The sequence below is a fragment of the Cellulomonas sp. Root137 genome (genome assembly GCF_001426725.1).
GTDB lineage: Bacteria > Actinomycetota > Actinomycetes > Actinomycetales > Cellulomonadaceae > Cellulomonas.
In genome coordinates this window covers 385,329-407,683 of the sequence record NZ_LMFG01000002.1, presented here as the reverse complement: position 1 = coordinate 407,683, position 22,355 = coordinate 385,329, and the positions used below count along the sequence as shown (strand labels likewise).

The following is a 22,355-nucleotide window of genomic DNA, read 5'->3' as shown; positions in this document are numbered from 1 at the left end:
ATGAGACTCTCGTGACCCGCCCACCTCCCCACGCCCTGGCTCAGGCCTGCTGGGCTGCGCTGGTCGTGCTCACCGTCTCCGCGTTCGGGCTGCTCGCCGTGCGCGACTGGGAGGCCGATCTCGCCGCCGCCTGGGGGCAGCGTCCCACGAGGACCGGCGAGCTCTGGTGGTACGCGTCCCGCTGGCCGCTGGAGATCGTCGGGTGGCTGGTGCTCGTGTGGGCGGCGACGCGCCGGCTCGCGTCCACGGGGTCACGGGCCGTGCACGTCCCGCTCGGTGTCGGCCTCGTCCTCGTCGCCGCGTCGCTCACCTCGTCGCTCCTCGGCGGTCCCGGTCTCGTCTGGGCAGGTCCCGTCGGTCTGCTGGACGGAGGCCTCCTGACGTTCGCGCGGTCGTGGTGGTGGGGCGTGTCCGGTCCCGTCGTCGTCAGCGTGGCGCTGCTGGTGACCTGCTGGCTCGCACGACGCGGCGCCCGGCCCTCGTCGGCACCGGCCACGGCCCCGCTGCTCGAGGCCGGCGCGCTCGTCGCCATCCCCCTCGTCAGCCTCGCCTTCGCGGCGGTCGCGCTCACGGCCTCGGCTTTCGGGGTGGGTGACGCCCTCGTCGTGTCGGGGCTGCCCTTCGTGCTCGTCGCCCTCGCCGCGCTGGCAGCGTCGGGCGGCGGGCGCACGAGCACGGTCGCGGTGCTGCTCGGGCTGCTGCTCCTGACGGGGCTGTCGCTGCTGTGGCGACCGGCGGCCTACCTGCCGTTCTTCGCCGTCGGGTGCGCGCTCGCCCTCGTGCCGACGGCGCGCGGGATCGAGTGGCTCACCGCTCCGCGCAGGCCGGTCCCGGCGAGCGCGCCGGGGTCAGTCGCCGAAGGGGCCGACGCGGACGACCGAGCGCGGACGTGACGCCAGCTCGGCGGCCAGCTCCTGCACGTCCTGGACGGTCACCGAGCGGATCAGGTCGAGCGACTCGTCGATGCTCAGCAGCGACCCGTGCACCAGCTCGGACTTGCCGAGCCTGCTCATGCGCGAGCCCGAGTCCTCCATGCCGAGCACCAGCCCGCCGGAGAGCTGCCCCATGGACCGCTCCAGCTCGGCCTGCGTGATCGGCGCGTCCGCCATCCGCTCCCACTCCGCGACCATGAGGGCGACGACCTCGTCGACCTTGCCCGGCGTGCAGCCGGCGTAGAGGCCGAAGACACCGGTGTCGGCGTGACCGGAGGCGAAGGAGTACGTGGAGTAGGCCAGTCCGCGGCGCTCGCGGATCTCCTGGAACAGCCGCGACGACATGCCGCCGCCGAGGACCGCGTTGAGCACCGACAGGGTGAACCGCTTCGGGTCCGTCGCCGTGAGCGAGGTGCCGCCGATGATGACGTTCGCCTGCTCGGTCTGCCGCCGGATCGTCAGCTCGACGCCCTGCGCGGGGATGCCGTCCTGGCCGGCCTGCACCGCGACGTCGGTGGGGATGCGCCGGCTGCGCGGCTCGGCACCGGCGTCGAGCGCCCAGCCGCCGGTGGTGAGCGCCTCGCTGACCTGCGCGCACAGCACGTCGTGGTCGACTCCCCCGGCGGCCGTGACGACCAGCGTCGAGGGGCGGTAGTGCTCGCGGTAGTGCTCCCACACCGCGGCGCGCGGGACGGCGCGGATGGTGTCGGGGGTGCCGCCGATGGGCCGACCGAGCGCGTGGGCGCCCAGCACCGCGGCGGCGAACTGCTCGTGGACGACGTCGCTGGGGTCGTCGTCGTTCATCGCGAGCTCTTCGAGGATCACGCCGCGCTCGGTCTCGAGCTCGTCGGTGTCGAGGCGCGCGGAGGTGACCATGTCCGCGATGACGTCGACCGCCATCGGGAGGTCCGTGTCGAGCACCCGCGCGTAGTAGCAGGTGTGCTCCTTGCCGGTGGCGGCGTTGGCCTCACCACCGACGGCGTCGAACGCCTCCGCGATGTCCATCGCGGTGCGGCGCGCGGTGCCCTTGAACAGCAGGTGCTCGAGGAAGTGCGTCGAGCCGTGGTGGCCGTCGGACTCGTCGCGCGAGCCGACCCCCACCCACGCGCCCACGGTCGCCGAACGCAGGCCCGGCATGTGCTCGGTGAGCACGCGGACCCCGCCGGGCAGGACGGAACGACGCACGATGGCGTCGCCGTCCTGCCCGACGGACTGCTCGGCCCCGGGCTGACCCGGGCGGACGAGCGGGAGGTCCAGCGGCATCGTCAGGCGTCGACCGGCTCGGACGCGCCCTCGGCCGGAGCCTCGGACTCCTCACCCTCGATGACGGCGTGCAGCGACAGCTTGCCGCGCGGGTCGATCTCGCCGATCTCGACCTGGACCTTCTGGCCCACGGCCAGGACGTCCTCGACGTTCTCGACGCGACGACCACCGACGAGCTTGCGGATCTGCGAGATGTGCAGCAGACCGTCCTTGCCCGGCGAGAGCGAGATGAACGCGCCGAACGTCGTGGTCTTGACGACCGTGCCGACGAAGCGCTCACCGATCTCGGGCATGTGCGGGTTGGCGATCGCGTTGATCGCCGCACGCGCGGCCTCCGCCGACGGACCGTCGGTGGCGCCGATGTAGACCGTGCCGTCGTCCTCGATGGAGATGTCGGCGCCGGTCTCCTCCTGGATCTGGTTGATCATCTTGCCCTTCGGCCCGATGACCTCGCCGATCTTGTCGACGGGGACCTTCACCGTGATGACGCGAGGAGCGAACGGGCTCATCTCGTCGGGCACGTCGATCGCCTCGGCGATGACGTCGAGGATCGCCAGGCGAGCCTCCTTGGCCTGCGTCAGCGCGCCGGCCAGCACCGAGGCGGGGATGCCCTCGAGCTTGGTGTCGAGCTGGATGGCCGTGACGAACTCGCGGGTACCGGCGACCTTGAAGTCCATGTCACCGAACGCGTCCTCGGCACCGAGGATGTCCGTGAGCGCCGCGTAGCGCGTCTCACCGTTCACCGTGTCGGAGACGAGGCCCATCGCGATGCCGGCGACCGGCGCGCGCAGCGGCACACCGGCGTTGAGCAGCGACAGGGTGGACGCGCAGACCGAGCCCATGGACGTGGAACCGTTGGAGCTCAGCGCCTCGGAGACCTGGCGGATGGCGTACGGGAACTCCTCGCGGCTGGGCAGGACCGGCATGAGCGCGCGCTCGGCGAGCGCCCCGTGACCGATCTCGCGACGCTTCGGCGAACCGACGCGACCCGTCTCGCCCGTGGAGTAGGGCGGGAAGTTGTAGTTGTGCATGTAGCGCTTGCGCGTCTCCGGGGAGAGCGTGTCGAGCTGCTGCTCCATCCGCAGCATGTTCAGCGTGGTGACGCCCAGGATCTGGGTCTCGCCGCGCTCGAAGATCGCCGAGCCGTGCACGCGGGGCAGCACCTCGACCTCGGCCGAGAGCGTGCGGATGTCCCGCAGGCCACGGCCGTCGATGCGGAAGCCGTCCGTGAGGATGCGCTGGCGGATGAGCTTCTTCTGCACCGAGCGGTACGCGGCGGAGAGCTCCTTCTCGCGACCCTCGAACTGCTCGGAGAGCTGCGCGACGACCTCGGCCTTGATCTCGTCGAGGCGGTTCTCGCGGTTCTGCTTGTCCGCGATGCCCAGCGCGTCGCTCAGCGACTGCGTCGAGGCAGACTCGACGGCCGCGTAGGCGTCGTCCTGGTAGTCCGGGAACGTCGGGAACGCCTGGGTCTCCTTGGCGGCCTTCGACGCCAGCTCCTGCTGGGCCTGGACGAGCACCTTGATGAAGGGCTTCGCCGCCTCGATGCCCTGCGACACGATCTCCTCCGTGGGGGCGGTGCCACCCTCGAACTTGATGATGTTCCAGGACTTCTCGGGCGCCTCGGCCTCGATCATGGCGATCGCGACGTCGTCACCCACGACGCGGCCGGCGACGACCATGTCGAACGTCGCGCGCTCGCGCTCGGAGTACCGCGGGAACGCGACCCACTGGCCCTCGACGAGGGCGACGCGCACACCGGCGACGGGGCCGGAGAACGGCAGGCCCGACAGCTGCGTCGAGATGGACGCGGCGTTGATGGCGAGCGTGTCGTACGAGTCGTCCGGGTGGATCGACAGGACGGTGATGACGACCTGGACCTCGTTGCGCAGGCCCTTGACGAACAGGGGGCGCAGCGGGCGGTCGATCAGGCGGCACGCGAGGATGGCCTCGGTGCTGGGGCGGCCCTCGCGGCGGAAGAACGAGCCGGGGATCTTGCCGGCCGCGTACGACCGCTCCTCGACGTCGATCGTCAGGGGGAAGAAGTCGAACTGCTCCTTCGGGTGCTTGCCGGCCGTGGTGGCGGCGAGCAGCGTGGTCTCGCCGTCGAGGTAGGCGACAGCGGCACCGGCGGCCTGCTTGGCGATGCGGCCGGTCTCGAAGCGGACGGTGCGGGTGCCGAAGCGACCGTTGTCGATCAGTGCCTCAGCGAACTGGATCTCGGGACCCTCCATGGGTGCCCTCCTCTTTCTAGAAGGCGCCGGCCGTCCGCGAGCGATCTTCGATCGAGGCCACCGGACGCGCCGTGAAGAGCTTCCGGAAGCCACTACCGAGGACCGGACCGAGCGGACCGACGCGGTGTGTGGTGCTGGTCGTACTGGTCGTGCCGTGGGGCAGCGTGCCGTGACGACACACCAGCCCGGACCCATCAGCGGGTCCGGGCTGGTGCGAGGCGTTATCGGCGCAGGCCGAGCTTCTCGATGAGGCTGCGGTAGCGGTTGATGTCGACCTTCTGGAGGTAACCCAGCAGGCGACGACGCTTGCCGACGAGCAGCAGCAGGCCGCGGCGGCTGTGGTGGTCGTGCTTGTGGGTCTTGAGGTGCTCCGTGAGGTCCTTGATGCGCTGCGTGAGCATCGCGATCTGGACCTCGGGGGAACCGGTGTCACCCTCGTGGGTGGCGTGTTCGGTCATGATGGACTGCTTGACGGCACTTTCGAGCGGCACGGTTCTCCAGGTTGTCTCGTTGCGCGGTGCGCCGGGGCATGTCCACCCGGGCTCTCTCGTTCCGCGGCCGTTCGTACGGCGCACACAGACTATCAGGCTGCGGGCGCGCTCCCCGCATCGGGCGGCGTGACGCCGGCCCCGTCGAGGATCGCGCGCACCCGGGTGACGTCGTCCGCCATCTGCACGAGCAGCTCGTCGATCGAGTCGAACCGCAGCGTCGGCCGGAGCCGTTCGACCAGCTCGAGCACCACGACCTCGTCGTAGAGGTCGAGGTCGGTGCGGTCGAGCACGTACGCCTCGACGCGGCGCTGGACGCCGTCGAACGTGGGGTTGGTGCCGATGGACACGGCTGCCGGGAGCACGCGATCCGGGTCCGCGGCGTCCACGACGGCGCCGTCCGCGCCGAGCACGCGGCGCAGCCAGCCCGCGTAGACGCCGTCGGCGGGCACCATGCCCTCGGCGTCCTGGCTCAGGTTCGCGGTCGGGAAGCCCAGGTCTCGGCCGCGCGCGTCGCCGTGCACGACGACCCCGCGCACGCGGTGCGGCCGGCCCAGCACGCGAGCGGCCTGGACCACGTCGCCCGCGTCGAGCAGCTCACGCACCCAGGTCGACGACCAGCGACGCCGCAGCGGGTCCGCCGCCCGGTCCTCGGGGCTGCCCGGGTCCGCCGACTCGGCGGGCGTCACGTCCTCGATCACCTCGACGTCGAACCCGTGCTGGCGCCCGAGCTCGACCATCGTCGACAGGTCGCCGGAGTTGTCCCGGCCGAAGCGCACGTCCCGCCCGACGACCACCGTCTGCGCGTGCAGGATCTCCACGAGGTAGCGCCGCACGAACTCCTCGGGCGTCTGCCGGGCGAACTCGAGCGTGTACTCGAGCAGGAGGACCGCGTCGAGCCCGGTCTGCTCCAGCAGCTCGAGGCGGTCCGCGTCACCGGTGAGCAGCGGCGGCGCGGTGTCGGGCCGGTGCACCTGCTGCGGGTGCGGACTGAACGTCACCGCGACGGCCTGGGCCCCCGCGGTGCGCGCGTCGGCGCACATCCGGCGCAGCACGCTCACGTGCCCCCGGTGGACACCGTCGAAGTTGCCGATCGTGACCACCGACGGACCGAAGTCCGCGGGCACCTCGGACAGCTCCCTCCAGACCTGCACACCTGCTCCTCGTCGTCCGTCCCCCGTCCCGAGACCGGGGCCCGACGGACAAGCCTGCCATCCCCGCCACCCCGTGCCCGCCACCGTGCGGTCAGGCGGGTGCGAACACCAGCGCCGGACGCACCTTGCCGCCGCGCTCCTCGAGCAGGGCGACCAGCTCCCCGCCCGGCGCGATGCCCGCCACCGTCTCCGCGGGCTGAGGCTCGGCGAGGTCGATCGACTGGCCGTAGGACAGGGCTCTCGCCTCGTCGGCCGTCAGCTCGCGGACCGGGAACGTCGCCCGCGCGGAGTCCGCCAGGGAGACGACGTCGATCGGCACATCCATCGGCAGTGCGCCGAGGTCGTCCAGCGACCGGGCGACGTCGAGGCCGTAGCCGCCGACACGGGTCCGGCGCAGTGCCGTGAGGTGCCCGCCGACCCCGAGCGTCGCTCCGAGGTCGCGGGCGAGCGCGCGGACGTAGGTGCCGGACGAGACCACCACCGTGACGTCGACGTCGAGCACCGGGGAGCCGTCGTCCGTCCGTGCCGGCCGCACCTCGTGCACGTCGAACCGGCTCACGGTCACCGGGCGCGCGGCGAGCTCGACGTCCTCGCCCGCGCGGACCCGGGCGTAGGCCCGCTGGCCGTCGATCTTGATCGCGGAGACCGCGCTGGGCACCTGCTGGATCGTCCCCGTCAGCCCGCCGACGGCCGTCTCGACGTCTGCGGCGGTGAGGTGGGAGGCGTCGACGACCGCGAGCGTCTCCCCCTCGGCGTCGTCCGTCGTGGTCGACACCCCGAGCCGGACGGTCGCCGTGTACTCCTTGTCCGCGCCCACGATGTACGTGAGCAGCCGGGTCGCCCGACCGATGCCGATGACCAGCACGCCCGTCGCCATGGGGTCCAGGGTCCCGGCGTGGCCGACCTTGCGGGTGCTCGCCAGGCGGCGCATGCGGGCGACGACGTCGTGGCTGGTCCAGTCGGCGGGCTTGTCGACGACGACGACGCCGTCCGCGGCGGTGGGCCGTCTCTCGCGTGGCTGTCGGTCGGCCGTGCCGCGCGTCACGCGGTGCGCCGGTCGGCGATGTCGTCCTGGACGCACTGCACCAGGGCGTCCAGCCCGGCGTCCTCGCCGGCGTGGGCCGGTGCGTCGACGGCGAGCAGCACGTTGATGAGCATGCCCTGTGCGACGAAGAGTCGGGCAGCCTGCTCGTCCTCGCCCGAACGCTCCTGGAACAGCCGGAACGCCTCCCCGAGCGTGTGGCGCGCCACGCGCCCGACCTCCTCGTCCGCACCGGCGATGAAGCCGTGCATGACCATCCGCAGCAGGTCGCGGTCCGCGAGCAGGCCGATGTAGGCGTCGCCCATCCGCATGGCGGCGTCGGGCCCCGCGGGGACGGCTGTCAGGGCCTCGACGATCTGCGCGCTGGCGACCTTGTAGGCCTCGAGGAACAGCTCGCGCTTGGTGCCGAACAGCCGTACGACGTAGGGCTGCGACACGCCTGCCGCGCGCGCCACCTCGTCGGTGCTCGCGGCGTAGCCGCGCTCGGCGAACACCGTGCGCGCGGCGACGAGGATCTCCTCGCGTCGCTGGGCACCGGACATGCGCTGGGTCGGCTTCTTCGCTGCCAGCTCCGCGATCTGGTCGAGAGACATGGTTGACATGTTATCAGCCGATGCCTACGGTCTCCTCTTGTTAGTAATCAATCAATGCCAACAAGGAGCTCCCGTGACCGTCACGATGCCGGCACCCCCACAGGTACCCGTCGCGCCGCCCTCCTCCGGGCGCCGCCGGGGCACCGCGATCGCCCTGATCGCGGCCTCCGTCCCGATGTTCATGGCCACGCTCGACAACCTGGTCATGACGACCGCGCTCCCCGTCCTGCGCACCGAGCTCTCGGCCTCGCTCGAGCAGCTGCAGTGGATGGTGAACGCCTACACGCTCAGCTTCGCGACCCTGATGATCGCGGCGTCCACGCTCGGCGACCGATGGGGCCGTCGCCGCGTGTTCGTCGCCGGGATCGTGGTGTTCGCCCTCGCCTCGATCGCGTCCGCCCTGTCCACGAGCGCCGAGATGCTCATCGCCGCCCGCGCGGTGCAGGGCGCCGGCGCAGCGGCGATCATGCCGCTGTCCCTCACCCTGCTCGCCGCCGCCGTGCCCGCCTCCCGCCGCGCCATGGCGATCGGGATCTGGGGCGCCACGTCCGGCCTCGGTGTCGCGCTCGGCCCGGTGATCGGCGGCGCGGTCGTGGACGGCATCTCGTGGGAGGCGATCTTCTGGATCAACGTCCCGGTCGCCGTGGTGGCCATCCCGCTCGTGCTCTGGGCCCTGCCCGAGTCGCGCGGCCGGCGCCAGCCGCTCGACCTGGCCGGCCTCGCCCTTGCCGGTTCCGGCATCCTCGCGCTGGTCTGGTCGATCGTGCGCGGCAACGACGACGGCTGGGGCTCCACCCGCGTGGTCGGCGGGCTTGCCCTCGGCGTCCTGCTCCTCGGCGCGTTCCTGGTGCGCGAGTCCCGCACGGATCACCCTCTCGTGCCGCTGCGCCTGTTCCGCGTCCGGTCCTTCGCCGTGGCCAACGGCAGCGCTCTGGCCTTCTCGTTCGGGGTGTTCGGGCTGGTCTTCCTGCTCGCGCAGTACCTGCAGATCGGGATGGGCTTCACGCCGCTGGAGGCGGGCATCCGGACGCTGCCGTGGACGGCAGCGCCCATGATCTTCGCACCGATCGCCGGCATGCTGGCTCCCCGGATCGGGGTGCGTCCGCTGCTCACCGCGGGCCTCGCCCTCCAGGCGGCCGGACTGGCCTGGCAGGGTCTGATCGTCGGCACCGACGGGCTCGTCTACGCCGACCTGGTGCCCGGGCTCGCCCTGGCCGGGATCGGCATGGGACTGACCTTCGCGCCGAGCGCCACGGCCGTCCTCTTCGACATGGCGCCGGACGACCACGGCACCGCGAGCTCGGTGAACGCCACGATCCGGGAGATCGGCGGGGCGCTGGGCGTCGCGGCACTGGTGGCGGTGTTCACCGCGGCCGACGGGACCCTCACTCCGGACGGCTACGTGGCGGGACTGCAGCCGGCGGCCCTGGTCGCGGCCGCGGTCACGGCCCTGGGCGCGCTCATGGTGCTCCTGTGGATGCCGCGGGAGACCGGGCGCGTCACCGCCTGACGACACGACGGCGCCCCCGAGGAGATCTCCTCGGGGGCGCCGTCATGCGTGCGTCAGTCGTCCGACTCGTCGTCGTCCGCCTTCTTGTACGGGTCCGCGTCCCCGGCGAAGCTCGCCTGCGCGGCCAGCGCGGCGACCTCGCGGTCGCGTCGAGCGGCCTCGAGCAGCGCCGCGTCGAGCTGCGCGGACGTGTCCGGCAGCGCGTCGAGGTGGAAGTCGAGCGACGGCGTCAGCCGGATGCCGGTCTGCTTGCCCACCTCGGACCGGATGATGCCCTTCGCGCTCTCCAGCGCGGCGGCGGTGTCGGTGCGCGCGGCGTCGTCGCCCAGCACCGTGTAGAAGACGTCGGCGTGCTGCAGGTCACCGGTGACGCGCACGTCGGTGACCGTGACGAAGCCCAGCCGAGGGTCCTTGATCCGGGTGTCGAGCATCTGCGCGACGACCTGCTGGATGCGCTCGGAGAGCTTGCGGGCGCGGGCGGTGTCCGCCATCGGGCCGTTCCTTTCGGGGTGAGAGACCGCAGGGCGGGCGAGGAGGATTCCTCGCCCGCCCTGCGGGCGTTGATCACTGGGTCAGGCGCGAGGCTTCTCGCGCATCTCCCAGGTCTCGATGGTGTCGCCGATCTCGACGTCGTTGAACGAGCCGAGGCCGATACCGCACTCGAAGCCCTCGCGGACCTCCGTGGCGTCGTCCTTGAACCGCTTGAGCGACTCGATCGTCAGGTTGTCGCCGACGACCTTGCCGCCACGTGTGACGCGCGCCTTCGTGTTCCGTCGGATGAGGCCCGACCGGACGATGGAGCCGGCGATGTTGCCGAACTTCGACGACCGGAAGACCTCGCGCACCTCGGCGGAACCGAGCTGCACCTCCTCGTACTCCGGCTTGAGCATGCCCTTGAGGGCCGCCTCGACGTCGTCGATCGCCTGGTAGATGACCGAGTAGAAGCGCACGTCGACGCCCTCGCGGTCCGCCAGCTCCTCGACGCGCTCCGCGTACTTGACGTTGAAGCCGATGATGATCGCCGAGTCGACGGTGGCCAGGTTGACGTCGTTCTGCGTGATAGCACCCACCCCACGGTGGATGACGCGCAGCTCGACCTCCTCGCCCACGTCGATCTTGAGCAGGGCGTCCTCGAGCGCCTCGACGGCACCGGAGACATCGCCCTTGAGGACCAGGTTGAGGGTCTCGACCTTGCCCTGCTGGAGCGCCTGCGTGAAGTCCTCGAGGCTGATGCGCTTGCGACGCTTGGCCAGGAGGGCGGCACGCTCGGCCGCCTCGCGCTTCTCGCCGATCTGACGTGCGGTGCGGTCGTCCGGAGCCACGATGAACGTGTCGCCGGCGCGGGGCACCGAGGTCAGGCCGAGCACCTGGACGGGGCGCGACGGACCGGCCACGAGGACCGGCTCACCGTGCTCGTCGAACATCGCGCGGACACGGCCGTACGCCGTACCGGCGACGATCGAGTCGCCGACGTTCAGCGTTCCGGACTGCACGAGCACCGTCGCGACGGCACCGCGGCCCTTGTCGAGGTTCGCCTCGATGGCGACGCCACGAGCGTCCTTGTCGGCGTTGGCCCGCAGGTCGAGGGCCGCGTCCGCCGTGAGGAGGACCGCCTCGAGCAGCTGGTCGATGCCGACGTTCTGCTTCGCGGAGACGTCGACGAACATCGTGTCGCCGCCGTACTCCTCGGCCACCAGGTTGTACTCGGTGAGCTGCTGGCGGATCTTGTCGGGGTTGGCCCCCTCCTTGTCCACCTTGTTGACCGCGACCACGATCGGGACGCCGGCCGCCTGGGCGTGGTTGAGCGCCTCGATGGTCTGCGGCATCACGCCGTCGTCGGCTGCGACCACGAGGATCGCGATGTCGGTCACCTGCGCACCACGGGCACGCATGGCGGTGAACGCCTCGTGGCCCGGGGTGTCGATGAACGTGACCGCACGGTCGATGCCCTCGTGGGTGGTGTGCACCTGGTAGGCACCGATGTGCTGGGTGATCCCGCCGGCCTCGCCCGCGACGACGTCCGTCTGACGGATGGCGTCGAGAAGCTTGGTCTTTCCGTGGTCGACGTGACCCATGACAGTGACGACCGGCGGACGCGCCGTCAGGTCGTCGTCGCCCTCGGCCTCGAGCTCGGCGTCCAGGTCGATGTCGAAGGCCCCGAGCAGCTCGCGGTCCTCCTCCTCGGCCGACACCATCTCGATGATGTAGCCGAGCTCCTCGGCCAGCGTGCCGAACGTGTCCTCGTCCAGCGACTGCGTCGCCGTGGCCATCTCACCGAGGTGGAACAGCACGGTGACCAGCGCGGCCGGGTTGGCGTCGATCTTGTCGGCGAAGTCGTTCAGCGACGAGCCGTGGCGCAGGCGGACGACGGTCTTGCCGTTGCCGCGAGGAACCTGCACGCCACCCAGCGAGGGGGCCTGCATCTGCTCGAACTCTTGACGCTTCGCACGCTTCGACTTGCGGCCACGGACGGGACGACCGCCCGCACGACCGAAGGCACCCTGCGTGCTGCCGCGACCGGCACCGCCGGGACGACCGCCGCCGCCACCGGGACGACCGGCGAATCCGCCGCCGCCACCGGGAGCGCCACCGGGCGCACCGCCGCCGCCACCGGGACGACCCGCGTAGCCGCCGCGGGCACCGCCACCGGCACCGCCGGGTCCGCCACGGCCACCGGGGCCTGCCGGACGCTCGCCGGGACGACCGACGCCGCTCGACGTGCGGCCCGGCATCATGCCGGGGTTGGGGCGCGGACCGCCCGGACGGGGACCGCCGGGACGGGGACCGCCCGGACGCTCGCCGGCCGAGGCGGCCGGAGCACCCTCGGCGGCGGGACGCCGGTCACGGTCGCCCGGACGCGGCATGCCCTGCGAGGGCGCGAACGGGTTGTTGCCCGGACGCGGCGGACGCGGGCCGCCACCACCGGGGCGCTCGCCCTGACGGGGCATGCCCTGGGACGGCGCGAAGGGGTTGTTGCCCGGGCGTGCGGCAGGCGGGGCCTGACGCGGTCCGGGACGCACTGCCGGGCTGGCCGGAGCCGACGCGGCGGGAGCCTGCGCAGCGGCCGGAGCCGGACGCGCGGGAGCAGGGGCAGCCGGTGCCGGGGTCGCCGGAGCCGGAGCGGGTGCCGCCGGGGGGGCGGCGGGGGCCGCTGCGGCGGGGCGCGGGGCCTCGACCGGTGCAGCGGGTGCGGGTGCTGTGGGCGCAGCGGCGGCCGGGGCGGGCGCCGGGCGTGCCGGGGCCTTCGGGGCGGGTGCTGCTGCGGGGGCGGAACCTCCGCCACCGACCGGGTAGGTGTCCCGCAGCTTGCGGACGACCGGCGGTTCGATGGTCGAGGATGCCGAGCGGACGAATTCACCGAACTCGTTCAGCTTGGTCATGATGGTCTTGCTGTCGACCCCGAGCTCTTTGGCGAGCTCGTAGACGCGGACCTTGGCCACATCTCTCCTGTCTCGGTCCGCCCGGACAGGGTCGGACCGTCGTTAGTGCTGGGTACTCATCGCTGGGTACTCATCGGTGCGTGCTCATCGGGCAGCCATCGGCTTCCAACCCGCTTTCCGTATCGACGATCGGCCTCGCCGCCGGGAACTACCCGACGACGTCCTGCTCCTGGTGCTCCTCGAGGTGGCGGTGGACCGCGCTCACGTCGGGCTGCCCCGCAACTCGCAGGGCGCGCCCGAACGCACGCCGGCGTTCGGCCTTCTCGAGACATCCAGGATCGGGGTGCAGCCATGCCCCCCTGCCCGGCATCCGGCGGCCCACGTCCAGAAGAAGCACAGCAGAATCCTGGCCTGCACTCTCAGAACTGACGACCACCCTCAGCAGGGCTGACCTCGGGCCGGTGGCTCGGCACCCCACGCACGTGCGCACCGGACCCATGCCAGAGACATCTTTCGGTGTCAGTGGGGTCCGCCGGCTCGACGGGAGGAGCCGGACATCCGGCCCAGCCGCAGCAAGTCTACCGCGCCGCGGCTCCGGCGGCGTCACTCGTGAGGTCACTCACTGCCGTCCGCACCATCGTGGGCACCGTGTGCGCCTTGCGACACGCTCTCCCCCGGGACCTCGGCGTCGGACCGGATGTCGATGCGCCAGCCGGTCAGCTTGGCGGCGAGCCGGGCGTTCTGGCCCTCCTTGCCGATGGCGAGCGACAGCTGGTAGTCCGGCACGACGACGCGAGCCGCGCGTGCCACGGGGTCCACCACCGTGACGGACAGCACCCGGGCCGGCGAGAGCGCGTGGGCGATCATCTCGGCGGGGTCGTCCGCGTGGTCGACGATGTCGATCTTCTCGCCGTGCAGCTCCGCCATGACGGCGCGCACGCGGCCGCCCATCGGTCCGATGCACGCGCCCTTGGCGTTGACGCCCGCCACCGTCGCGCGGACGGACATCTTGGTGCGGTGGCCCGCCTCGCGCGCCATCGCGGTGATCTCGACGGTGCCGTCGGCGACCTCGGGCACCTCGAGCTCGAACAGCTTGCGCACCAGGTTCGGGTGGGTGCGGGACAGGGTCACCTGGGGTCCGCGCTGGCCCCGGGCGACCTCGAGCACGTAGCCGCGGATGCGGTCGCCGTGCACGTACTCCTCGCCGGGGACCTGCTCGTGCGCGGGCAGGACGGCCTCGGTTCCGCCGACGTCGATGAGCACCGTGCGGGGGTCGCGGCCCTGCTGGATGACGCCGCCGAGGACCTCGCCCTCCTTGCCGCGGAACGCCCCGAGCACCTGGTCGTCCTCGGCGTCCCGCAGGCGCTGCACGATGACCTGGCGTGCGGTCGCCGTGGCGATGCGGCCGAAGCCGTCGGGGGTGTCGTCGTACTCGGGGCCGTCGGGGCCCGGCGGCGGCATGATGCCCTCGTCGTCGGGCTCACCCAGCGGCGCGGCCTCGCGGGCCCAGACGGTCACGTGACCGGTCTTGCGGTCCACCTCGACCCGCGCCTTCGCCTGCGCGCCCGGTGTGCGGTGGTAGGCGGACAGCAGCGCCTGCTCGATCGCGGAGACCAGCACGTCGAGGCTGATCTCCCGTTCGCGCTCGAGCAGCCGCAACGCCTGCATGTCGATGTCCATCTCAGCTCTCCTCGCCGGCGTCGTCGCGCGCGGCCTCGTCGTCGTCCACAGGGCCCAGCCCCGACAGGTCCACCTCGACGTGCGCCTCGCGCACGTCGGTCAGAAGTACACGGACCGGCTCGCCCACCACCGGCTTGCGGCCCTTGCGGCCGGGCGTCACGGGCACCACGACGACGGCGTCGCCGGCCTGCGACCGGTCGACCTCGGTCAGTCGGCCCGCCAGCTTGGTGCCGTCGGTCAGGGTCACGGTGAGCATGCGCCCGACGGCGCGCGTGAAGTGGCGTCGCTCGGTGAGCGGGCGGTACACCCCGGGGCTCATCACGTCGAGCGTGTACTCACCGACGATGACGTCAGCCGCGTCGAGGGCGTCGGAGACCGCACGGGTCGCCTCGGCCACGCGCTCCAGGTCGAGGCCACCCTCGTCGTCCTCCGTCACGTCCACGACGACCTCGACCACCGATCGCGCCCCCGCCTTGCGCACCGTGACGTCCTCGAGCACGAGACCCCCGGCGACGACGGCGGGCTCCACGACGTGCCGGACCCGTTCTGCGTGTGCTGGCGCGACCATGTCAGCCTCCTGTCGGTCCAGCGGGTCGTCGGCGAGCGACGTTGCGACCCTGTGATGTTGTGGGTCCACAGTAACGAGTCCGGGCGTGCCCGACGGCCGCGCCCGCGCGGCGTGGCAGGATCACCGGCGATGAGCACGGACCAGGACCTCGCGGCGCGGCACGATCTCGTGCGCCCACTGACCCGGCTGGTCGCTGCGGCCGTGATGGTTCTCACGCTCGCGGCCTGCGGTCTGCGGGCCGAGACCCCGCCTCCGGTCGAGCCCAGCCCGGACGCGGTCGAGCAGGTCCGCGCCCGGACCGTCGCCGACTCGCTCGCCCTCTCGGCCGCCGCGACAGCCGCCGCTGCGCTGCCCGACGGCGCGGTCGAGCCTGTCTCCCCCGTCCTCGCCGACGTCGCGGGGTACTCCGACCAGCACGCGGACCAGCTCGGCGGGGTGTACGTCTCCGGCCTGCCCGCTCCCACGGACTCCCCCACGACGAGCCCCCCGACCACGCAGTCCGTCGCCGAGGTGCTCGAGGAGCTGGCCGCCGCGACCCGGACGGCCCTCGCCGACGCGGACGCGGTGGACGACGGACCGCTCGCACGGCTGATCGCGTCGATCGCGACCTCCCGCGGGGAGCTCACCCAGCGTCTGGCCGCCGCCACCGGGGCGGAGACGCCGTCGCTCGAGCCCGACGACGCGCCCGCCCCGACCGACCCGACGCCGAGCCCGTCCGACACCGCGACGACGTCCGGTGTCGACGGTCTCACCACCGGCGAGGTCGGCGTGCTGGCGCTCGTGCACGACGAGGCCGGCTACGGGTTCGAGGTGATCGCCGCCAAGCTCTCGGGCGACCAGCGCTCCGCCGCCCGCGCCACCGCCGCCGCACACCGCGCCACGAGCGAGGACTGGGCCGCCGCGGCCGGGATCGACGGCTCCGCGCAGGACCCCCGCCGCGCGTCCTACGCGCTGCCCGCCGGTCTCGACGACCCGGCCGTCTCCTCCGCCCTCGCGCGCTCGCTCGAGACCGCCGTCGCCGACGCGTACGCCGACGCCGTGGCCCAGGCCGAACCGGGCAGCCGGTCGGCACTGATCGCGGGCCTGCGCCGCGCGACGGCCGACGCGGCCGCCTGGGGCGCGACGCACGTCCCGTTCCCGGGCCTGCCGGAACGGGCGCAGCAGCCCACCGGCTGACCCGTCAGACGGCCAGCAGGGCGTCGACCAGGGCGCTGACGCGGTCGGCCGCCTCGGCGACCGGCACCTGCTCGGTGGTGCCGCCCACGCGCGGACGCACCTCGACGACCCCCTCGGCCAGCCCTCGACCGACGACGACCACCAGCGGCACACCCAGCAGCTCCGCGTCGGCGAACTTCACTCCGGGCGAGACCTTGCCCGGGCGGTCGTCGTAGAGCACCTCGACCCCGCGGGACGAGAGCTCGGTGGCGAGCGCGTCGGCGGCCTCGAACACCGCCGGGTCCTTGCCGGTGGCGACCACGTGCACGTGCGCGGGCGCGACGTGCGCCGGCCAGGCCAACCCACGCTCGTCGTTGTTGGCCTCCGCGAGCGCGGCGAGCACGCGGGTGACACCGACGCCGTAGGAGCCCATGGTCACCACCTGCGCCTTGCCGTTCTGGTCCAGCACGGTGAGGCCGAGCGCCTGGGCGTACTTGCGGCCGAGGGCGAAGATGTGGCCGATCTCGATGCCGCGCGCCAGCTCGAGCGGGCCGGAGCCGTCCGGCGCAGGGTCGCCGGCGCGCACCTCGGCGGCCTCGACGGTGCCGTCAGCCGTGAAGTCGCGACCGGCCACCAGGTCGAACACGTGCTTGCCGTGCTCGTTGGCGCCGGTGATCCAGCGGGTGCCGACCACGACGCGCGGGTCGAGCAGGTAACGCACGGAGGTCCGCGCCGTGTCCCCTGCGCCCTCGGCGACCGGCACGTTCGGACCCAGGACGCCCGGGCCGAGGTAACCGCGGACCAGCTCCGGGTGCGCGGCGAAGTCGGCGTCGCCGGCGGCCTCGACCTCGGCGGGGGCGACGGACGCCTCCAGGCGCTTGAGGTCCACCTCGCGGTCGCCGGGCAGGCCGACGACGAGCAGCTCGCGCTCGCCGGTCGGGTGGACCAGCGCGAGGACGACGTTCTTGAGCGTGTCAGCGGCCGCCCAGGGGCGGTCGGGCCGCGCGAACCGCGCGTTGGCGACCGCGACCAGCGTGTCGATGGTCGGGGTGTCCGGGGTGTCCTCGACGTGCGCCGCGGGGGCGTCGTCGAACGGGACGGCGTCGGGCACGACGGTGGTCACCGCCTCGACGTTCGCCGCGTAGCCGCCCGGCGAGCGGACGAACGTGTCCTCGCCGATCGCGGTGGGCGTGAGGAACTCCTCGGACCGCGAGCCACCCATGGCACCCGAGGTGGCGGCGACGATGACGTACTCGAGGCCGAGCCGGCTGAAGATCCGCTCGTAGGCGTCCCGCTGCGACTGGTAGGACACCGCCAGCCCGGCGTCGTCGACGTCGAACGAGTAGGCGTCCTTCATGATGAACTCGCGGCCGCGGATGAGCCCGGCGCGCGGACGCGCCTCGTCGCGGTACTTCGTCTGGATCTGGTACAGCGCCAGCGGCAGGTCCTTGTACGACGAGTACAGGTCCTTGACCAGCAGCGTGAACATCTCCTCGTGCGTGGGCGCGAGCAGGTAGTCGCCGCCCTTGCGGTCCTTCAGCCGGAAGATGTTCGGTCCGTACTCGGTCCAGCGGCCGGTCGCCTCGTAGGGCTCCCTCGGCAGCAGCGCCGGGAAGTGCACCTCCTGCGCGCCGGCGGCGGCCATCTCCTCGCGGACCACCTGCTCCACCTTGGCCAGCACCCGCAGGCCGAGCGGCAGCCACGAGTAGATGCCGGGGGCGGCGCGGCGGATGTAGCCCGCGCGCACGAGCAGCCGGTGGCTGGCGACCTCGGCGTCGACCGGGTCCTCACGCAGGGTGCGGAAGAAGAGCTGCGACAGGCGGATGAGCATGGACGGAGCCTAGTTGCCCGCGCCGAGTGGCTCGCACGACATTCGGCCGTGCGCCACGATGGTGCACGTGCCGGAGCTGCCCGAGGTCGAGGCGCTCGCGCAGTTCCTGCGCGGGCGGATGGTCGACCACACCGTGACCGAGGTCTCGATCGGCGCCATCAGCGCGCTCAAGACGTTCCGCCCGGCGCCCGACGCCCTCGTCGGCGGCGCCGTGGTCGACGTGCAGCGGCACGGCAAGTGGCTGGACGTGATGGTGGCGACGCCCACCGGTGAACCCCTGCACCTGATCTGGCACCTCTCCCGCTCCGGCTGGGTGCGCTGGTCGGAGCAGCTGTCCACGAACCCGGTGCGGCCCGGCAAGTCGCCGCTGGCGCTGCGGGTGCGCATCGACGACGGCTCCGGCTTCGATCTGACCGAGGCGGGCACCCGCAAGCGCCTGGCGGTGCACGTGGTCGAGTCCCCCGGAGACGTCCCGCAGATCGCCACCCTCGGTGTCGAGCCGCTGTCCGACGAGTTCACCGAGGACCGGCTGGCGGAGCTGCTCGCGGCGCGCAACCAGCAGGTCAAGGGCCTGCTGCGCGACCAGGGCACGATCGCGGGGATCGGCAACGCCTACTCCGACGAGATCCTGCTCGCCGCCCGGATGAGCCCGTTCGCGATGACGAGGTCGTTCGACGCCGACCGCACCCGCACGCTCTGGGAGGCGATCCGGGAGGTGCTCACCGGTGCCGTCCGGTCGGCCTCGGGGAAGCCCGCCGCCGAGCTCAAGGACGCCAAGCGCCGAGGGATGAAGGTGCACGGTCGCACGGGCCAGCCGTGCCCGGGCTGGAACGACGTGCCGTGCGGCGACACGGTGCACGAGGTCTCGTTCGCGGACTCGTCCCTGCAGTACTGCCCCACGTGCCAGACGGGCGGCAAGCCGCTGGCCGACCGGCGGATGTCGCGGCTGCTGCGCTAGAAGAGGACCGTCGCGTACGTTCCGACCTGCCGGAAGCCCACCGCGCGGTAGGCCGCGAGGGCCCGCTCGTTGTAGCTGTTCACGTAGAGGGACACCAGCGGTGCCACCTCCCCGCGGGCGATCTGCACCACCGCGGCCATCCCCGACTCCGAGAGCCGTTCGCCGCGCCGGTCGGGTGCCACCCACACGCCCTGCACCTGCGCCACTCCCCCGGCGACGGCCCCGAGCTCGGCCTTGAACACCACGTCCCCGGAGGGCCGGTGGCCGTGGCTCCCCTGCGCCGGGTCGATGCGCACGAACGACCGACCCTGCGCGATCAGGCCGTGCACCCGTGTCTCGTAGGGTCCGCCGGGGCCGCTGACCGGCGAGTAGCCGACCTCCTCGGTGAACATGCGGACGCAGGCGGGGAGCACGACGTCGAACTCCTCCGGCCTCGAGCGGCGCACCCGCGGATCCGCCGTGACCAGCGGCGCGTGCTCGATCACCATCGACGGCTGGTCGTCGCGGACCTCGCGGGCCGCGGGCCAGGAGTAGCGCAGCCGTCCCCACAGGCCGAGCACGGCGTCGGCCGGGCCGACGATCGAGGAGCACCGTCTGCCCTGCCCGCGCGCGAGGCACGCGAAGGCGTCCAGCGCCCGGCTCAGCACCTGCGGGTCGTCCCCCGGGACGACGGGGACCATGTTCGCTCCCGCGAAGCAGACCGCGAGGAGCTCGCCATCCTCCTCGTAGCCCCACAACGTGCCGCCGGCGGCGCGCAGCGTCCGTCCGACAGCCTGCTCGAGCCGCGCCGTCGCGAGCACGGAACCGACCGCGTCACGCGCGCACACGGCCAGGGCAGCGGTGAGGTCGACGTCTCCGAGGACACGACCTCCGGCCCGACCGTCGAGCAGAGCCGCGCGGCGTTGCACCATGGGTAGATCCTGCACCACGGGCGTCCGGTTCACCCGATGTCCGACACGCCGATCGAGTGAACCGGGGTGCTGCAACCTCAGCCGACGGTGACGACCGGGGCGCCGTCGCCGGACTCGACCGGGTCCATGCTCTCGGCGAGGCGCATGGCCTCCTCGATGAGGGTCTCCACGATGAGCGCCTCGGGCACGGTCTTGATGACCTGACCCTTGACGAAGATCTGGCCCTTGCCGTTGCCGGACGCCACCCCGAGGTCCGCCTCGCGCGCCTCGCCGGGTCCGTTGACGACGCAACCCATGACGGCGACGCGCAGCGGCACCTCCATGCCCTCGAGGCCCGCGGTGACGCGCTCGGCCAGCGAGTACACGTCGACCTGCGCGCGGCCGCACGAGGGGCAGGACACGATCTCCAGCTTGCGCGGGCGCAGGTTGAGCGACTGCAGGATCTGGATGCCGACCTTGACCTCCTCGACCGGCGGCGCGGACAGGGACACGCGGATGGTGTCGCCGATGCCCTTGCTCAGCAGCGCGCCGAACGCGGTCGCGGACTTGATCGTGCCCTGGAACGCCGGGCCGGCTTCGGTCACGCCGAGGTGCAGGGGCCAGTCGCCGCGCTCGGAGAGCAGCTCGTACGCCCGGACCATGATCACGGGGTCGTTGTGCTTGACGGAGATCTTGAAGTCGCGGAAGCCGTGCTCCTCGAACAGCGACGCCTCCCAGACGGCGGACTCGACGAGCGCCTCCGGGGTGGCCTTGCCGTACTTGGCGAGCAGTCGCGGGTCCAGCGAGCCGGCGTTGACGCCGATCCGGATCGACGTGCCGGCGTCGGTCGCCGCGCGGGCGATCTCCTTGACCTGGTCGTCGAACTTGCGGATGTTGCCGGGGTTCACGCGGACAGCGGCGCAGCCGGCGTCGATCGCGGCGAACACGTACTTCGGCTGGAAGTGGATGTCCGCGATCACGGGGATCTGCGACTTGTGCGCGATGGCGGGGAGCGCGTCCGCGTCGTCCTGCGTCGGCACGGCCACGCGCACGATGTCGCAGCCGGCCGCGGTCAGCTCGGCGATCTGCTGGAGCGTCGAGTTGATGTCGGTGGTCTGCGTGGTGCACATGGACTGGACGCTGACCGGGGCGTCGCCGCCGACCTCGATCTTGCCGACCTTGATCTTGCGGGTCTTGCGCCGGGGTGCCAGGACCAGGGGGGGCGCCTCCGGCATGCCGAGGCTGATCGGGATGCTCACCACGCCATCATCGCACCCGGTGGGTGGCGCGCCCGCCCGCAGGGGCCGGTGTGCACGAGATCACCCCAGCGCGCCCACAGGTCAGATCTGCACCGGGTTGACGATGTCCGCGTAGATCAGCAGCAGGCCGACGGCGCCGAGCACGATGAAGACCGAGTACGCGAGCGGCACCAGCTTGGCGGAGTCGAACGGCCCCGGCCTCGGCAGTCCGCGCACGCGCGCCACCTGCCGGCGCGCGCCCTCCCACAGGGCGGCCACGACGTGCCCGCCGTCGAGCGGCGGGAGCGGGATGAGGTTGAAGACGAACAGCGCGATGTTCAGGGCCGCGAGCATCTGCAGCAGGGAGGCCGCCTTGATCTGCCAGTCGATGCCGTCGGTCGAGGCGATCTCCCCGGCGAACCGGCCGATGCCCACCACGCCGACGATGCTGTTCACGTCGCGAGGCGTGTCGTTCACCTGCGACTCGACCAGGTCGACGACGCGGGCGGGCAGCGTGGCGACGACCGTGACGGTCTGCCAGGTGGTGTCCGCCACCACGCCGGGCACGGACAGCAGGGACTGCCGGACCATCTCGCGCGAGGGGGTGATGCCGAGGAACCCGACCGGCTCGGTGACCGGGTCTCCGGCGGCGTCGAGGACCAGCTCGTCGTTCTCGTCGTACACCGGCCGCTCGGCGACGATCGGGGTGATGGTGAGGTCGACGAGCGCTCCGTCGCGCTCGACGACGAGCGGGACGGCCTCCTCGCCGGTGCTGCGGATGAGACCGGAGAGCTGGTCCCAGGACGTGATCTGCGTCCCGTCGTAGGACACGACGGTGTCGCCCGGCTCGATGCCCGCCGCGGCGGCCGGCGCGGCGACGTCCGACGGGAGGCAGTCGCGCGCCTGGTCGGCGTCGGCGGGGATGACGCACTGGGACACGCTGGTGAGGGTCGTCGTGGTCTGCGGCATGCCGAACCCGACGAGCACGATGGCCATGAGGACGAACGCGATGACGAGGTTCATCACCGGGCCGCCGAGCATGACCACCAGCTTCTTGGGCGTCGACAGGTGGTAGAACGCGCGGCCGTCCTGGCCGGGGAGGATCTCCTCCGCGCTGGCCTGCCGCGCGTCGCGCGCGAGCCGGCCGAGCCAGGTGCGCGCCGGCGGGTTGCCCACCGCGGCGTCGGGCGGGTACATGCCCACCAGGCGCACGTAGCCACCCAGCGGGATCGCCTTGAGCCCGTACTCGGTCTCGCCCTTGGTGCGCGACCAGAGCGTGGGGCCGAAGCCGACCATGTAGTGGCTCACGCGCACGCCGAAGCGCTTGGCGGGCACCATGTGCCCGACCTCGTGCAGCCCGATGGACGCCAGCAGCACGACGACCACGATGAGTACAGCGACCAGGTACTCCATCGACCCCTCCGTCACGAACCTGCGCG

Annotated in this window: 19 protein-coding genes; 4 read left to right on the top strand and 15 right to left on the bottom strand. The window is 72.5% G+C overall.

The features are described from left to right. The first annotated feature begins 11 nt into the window (after positions 1–11). A complete protein-coding gene (locus tag ASD18_RS14345) occupies positions 12–893 on the top strand; it encodes a hypothetical protein (RefSeq protein WP_056093211.1) in 882 nt (293 codons plus the stop codon). On the opposite strand, the gene ASD18_RS14340 is transcribed toward ASD18_RS14345, so the two are convergent. From ASD18_RS14340 to ASD18_RS14315, 6 genes are all read right to left on the bottom strand, one after another. After that, positions 849–2,195, bottom strand: coding sequence for a pitrilysin family protein (locus ASD18_RS14340; protein WP_082574062.1), 1,347 nt, complete (start codon positions 2,193–2,195; stop codon positions 849–851). The genes ASD18_RS14345 and ASD18_RS14340 overlap by 45 nt on opposite strands. A gap of 2 nt (positions 2,196–2,197) precedes the next feature. Continuing rightward, positions 2,198–4,429 (bottom strand): polyribonucleotide nucleotidyltransferase, encoded by a 2,232-nt coding sequence (locus ASD18_RS14335; RefSeq protein ID WP_056093206.1) that lies wholly within the window; start codon positions 4,427–4,429, stop codon positions 2,198–2,200. Positions 4,430–4,650: 221 nt separating this feature from the next. After that, positions 4,651–4,920 carry a 30S ribosomal protein S15 gene (gene rpsO / locus ASD18_RS14330; protein WP_055922151.1) on the bottom strand — a complete coding sequence of 90 codons (270 nt, stop codon included), beginning with the start codon at positions 4,918–4,920 and terminating at the stop codon, positions 4,651–4,653. Between the two features lie 92 nt (positions 4,921–5,012). After that, complete coding sequence (locus ASD18_RS14325) at positions 5,013–6,071, bottom strand: bifunctional riboflavin kinase/FAD synthetase (RefSeq protein ID WP_056093203.1); 1,059 nt, start codon at positions 6,069–6,071, stop codon at positions 5,013–5,015. A 91-nt stretch (positions 6,072–6,162) separates the two neighbouring features. Continuing rightward, positions 6,163–7,116 carry a tRNA pseudouridine(55) synthase TruB gene (truB, locus tag ASD18_RS14320; RefSeq protein ID WP_056093198.1) on the bottom strand — a complete coding sequence of 318 codons (954 nt, stop codon included), beginning with the start codon at positions 7,114–7,116 and terminating at the stop codon, positions 6,163–6,165. Continuing rightward, entirely contained in the window at positions 7,113–7,706 is a 594-nt protein-coding gene (locus ASD18_RS14315) for a TetR/AcrR family transcriptional regulator (RefSeq protein WP_235522404.1), read from the bottom strand. The genes truB and ASD18_RS14315 overlap by 4 nt, the downstream gene beginning before the upstream one ends. A 73-nt stretch (positions 7,707–7,779) precedes the next feature. On the opposite strand from ASD18_RS14315, the gene ASD18_RS14310 reads away from it, so the two are divergent. Continuing rightward, positions 7,780–9,216 (top strand): MFS transporter, encoded by a 1,437-nt coding sequence (locus tag ASD18_RS14310; RefSeq protein ID WP_235522403.1) that lies wholly within the window; start codon positions 7,780–7,782, stop codon positions 9,214–9,216. 53 nt (positions 9,217–9,269) lie between these two features. Here the strand turns inward: ASD18_RS14310 and rbfA are convergent, their stop codons facing one another. The 5 genes from rbfA to rimP all read right to left on the bottom strand — a co-directional run bounded on the left by rbfA (position 9,270) and on the right by rimP (position 14,844). Beyond that, positions 9,270–9,707, bottom strand: a complete 438-nt coding sequence (rbfA, locus tag ASD18_RS14305) for a 30S ribosome-binding factor RbfA (protein WP_056093194.1) — start codon at positions 9,705–9,707, stop codon at positions 9,270–9,272. Positions 9,708–9,788: 81 nt separating this feature from the next. Next, on the bottom strand, positions 9,789–12,656 hold the full coding sequence (infB, locus tag ASD18_RS14300) for a translation initiation factor IF-2 (protein WP_056093191.1): 2,868 nt from the start codon (positions 12,654–12,656) through the stop codon (positions 9,789–9,791). Positions 12,657–12,804: 148 nt separating this feature from the next. Further along, on the bottom strand, positions 12,805–13,095 hold the full coding sequence (locus ASD18_RS14295) for a YlxR family protein (RefSeq protein WP_056093188.1): 291 nt from the start codon (positions 13,093–13,095) through the stop codon (positions 12,805–12,807). 116 nt (positions 13,096–13,211) lie between these two features. After that, positions 13,212–14,276, bottom strand: coding sequence for a transcription termination factor NusA (gene nusA / locus ASD18_RS14290; protein WP_056093185.1), 1,065 nt, complete (start codon positions 14,274–14,276; stop codon positions 13,212–13,214). Between the two features lies 1 nt (position 14,277). Further along, positions 14,278–14,844, bottom strand: coding sequence for a ribosome maturation factor RimP (gene rimP / locus ASD18_RS14285; RefSeq protein ID WP_056093182.1), 567 nt, complete (start codon positions 14,842–14,844; stop codon positions 14,278–14,280). Between the two features lie 129 nt (positions 14,845–14,973). On the opposite strand from rimP, the gene ASD18_RS14280 reads away from it, so the two are divergent. After that, positions 14,974–16,020 carry a DUF4439 domain-containing protein gene (locus ASD18_RS14280; protein ID WP_056093180.1) on the top strand — a complete coding sequence of 349 codons (1,047 nt, stop codon included), beginning with the start codon at positions 14,974–14,976 and terminating at the stop codon, positions 16,018–16,020. A gap of 4 nt (positions 16,021–16,024) precedes the next feature. On the opposite strand, the gene ASD18_RS14275 is transcribed toward ASD18_RS14280, so the two are convergent. Further along, positions 16,025–17,830: a proline--tRNA ligase gene (locus ASD18_RS14275; protein ID WP_056093177.1), complete on the bottom strand. Its 1,806-nt coding sequence runs from the start codon at positions 17,828–17,830 to the stop codon at positions 16,025–16,027. A gap of 67 nt (positions 17,831–17,897) precedes the next feature. On the opposite strand from ASD18_RS14275, the gene ASD18_RS14270 reads away from it, so the two are divergent. Next, a complete protein-coding gene (locus tag ASD18_RS14270) occupies positions 17,898–18,788 on the top strand; it encodes an Fpg/Nei family DNA glycosylase (RefSeq protein ID WP_056093712.1) in 891 nt (296 codons plus the stop codon). Here the strand turns inward: ASD18_RS14270 and ASD18_RS14265 are convergent. The 3 genes from ASD18_RS14265 to ASD18_RS14255 all read right to left on the bottom strand — a co-directional run bounded on the left by ASD18_RS14265 (position 18,785) and on the right by ASD18_RS14255 (position 22,329). Continuing rightward, entirely contained in the window at positions 18,785–19,699 is a 915-nt protein-coding gene (locus ASD18_RS14265) for a DUF4081 domain-containing GNAT family N-acetyltransferase (protein WP_056093174.1), read from the bottom strand. The two genes, ASD18_RS14270 and ASD18_RS14265, sit on opposite strands and share 4 nt — an antisense overlap. A gap of 77 nt (positions 19,700–19,776) precedes the next feature. Further along, positions 19,777–20,937, bottom strand: a complete 1,161-nt coding sequence (gene ispG, locus ASD18_RS14260; protein ID WP_056093709.1) for a flavodoxin-dependent (E)-4-hydroxy-3-methylbut-2-enyl-diphosphate synthase — start codon at positions 20,935–20,937, stop codon at positions 19,777–19,779. 81 nt (positions 20,938–21,018) lie between these two features. Continuing rightward, positions 21,019–22,329 (bottom strand): RIP metalloprotease, encoded by a 1,311-nt coding sequence (locus ASD18_RS14255; protein ID WP_056093171.1) that lies wholly within the window; start codon positions 22,327–22,329, stop codon positions 21,019–21,021. Positions 22,330–22,355 lie beyond the last annotated feature (26 nt).

What these genes read in the sequence shown, in the direction of transcription:
- ASD18_RS14340 (WP_082574062.1), bottom strand. Translation starts at nt 2,195, where the DNA reads ATGCCGCTGGACCTCCCGCTCGTCCGCCCGGGTCAGCCCGGGGCCGAG.
- ASD18_RS14335 (WP_056093206.1), bottom strand. Translation starts at nt 4,429, where the DNA reads ATGGAGGGTCCCGAGATCCAGTTCGCTGAGGCACTGATCGACAACGGT.
- ASD18_RS14315 (WP_235522404.1), bottom strand. Translation starts at nt 7,706, where the DNA reads ATGTCTCTCGACCAGATCGCGGAGCTGGCAGCGAAGAAGCCGACCCAG.
- rbfA (WP_056093194.1), bottom strand. Translation starts at nt 9,707, where the DNA reads ATGGCGGACACCGCCCGCGCCCGCAAGCTCTCCGAGCGCATCCAGCAG.
- ASD18_RS14295 (WP_056093188.1), bottom strand. Translation starts at nt 13,095, where the DNA reads ATGGGTCCGGTGCGCACGTGCGTGGGGTGCCGAGCCACCGGCCCGAGG.
- nusA (WP_056093185.1), bottom strand. Translation starts at nt 14,276, where the DNA reads ATGGACATCGACATGCAGGCGTTGCGGCTGCTCGAGCGCGAACGGGAG.
- rimP (WP_056093182.1), bottom strand. Translation starts at nt 14,844, where the DNA reads ATGGTCGCGCCAGCACACGCAGAACGGGTCCGGCACGTCGTGGAGCCC.
- ASD18_RS14280 (WP_056093180.1), top strand. Translation starts at nt 14,974, where the DNA reads ATGAGCACGGACCAGGACCTCGCGGCGCGGCACGATCTCGTGCGCCCA.
- ASD18_RS14275 (WP_056093177.1), bottom strand. Translation starts at nt 17,830, where the DNA reads ATGCTCATCCGCCTGTCGCAGCTCTTCTTCCGCACCCTGCGTGAGGAC.
- ASD18_RS14265 (WP_056093174.1), bottom strand. Translation starts at nt 19,699, where the DNA reads ATGGTGCAACGCCGCGCGGCTCTGCTCGACGGTCGGGCCGGAGGTCGT.
- ASD18_RS14255 (WP_056093171.1), bottom strand. Translation starts at nt 22,329, where the DNA reads ATGGAGTACCTGGTCGCTGTACTCATCGTGGTCGTCGTGCTGCTGGCG.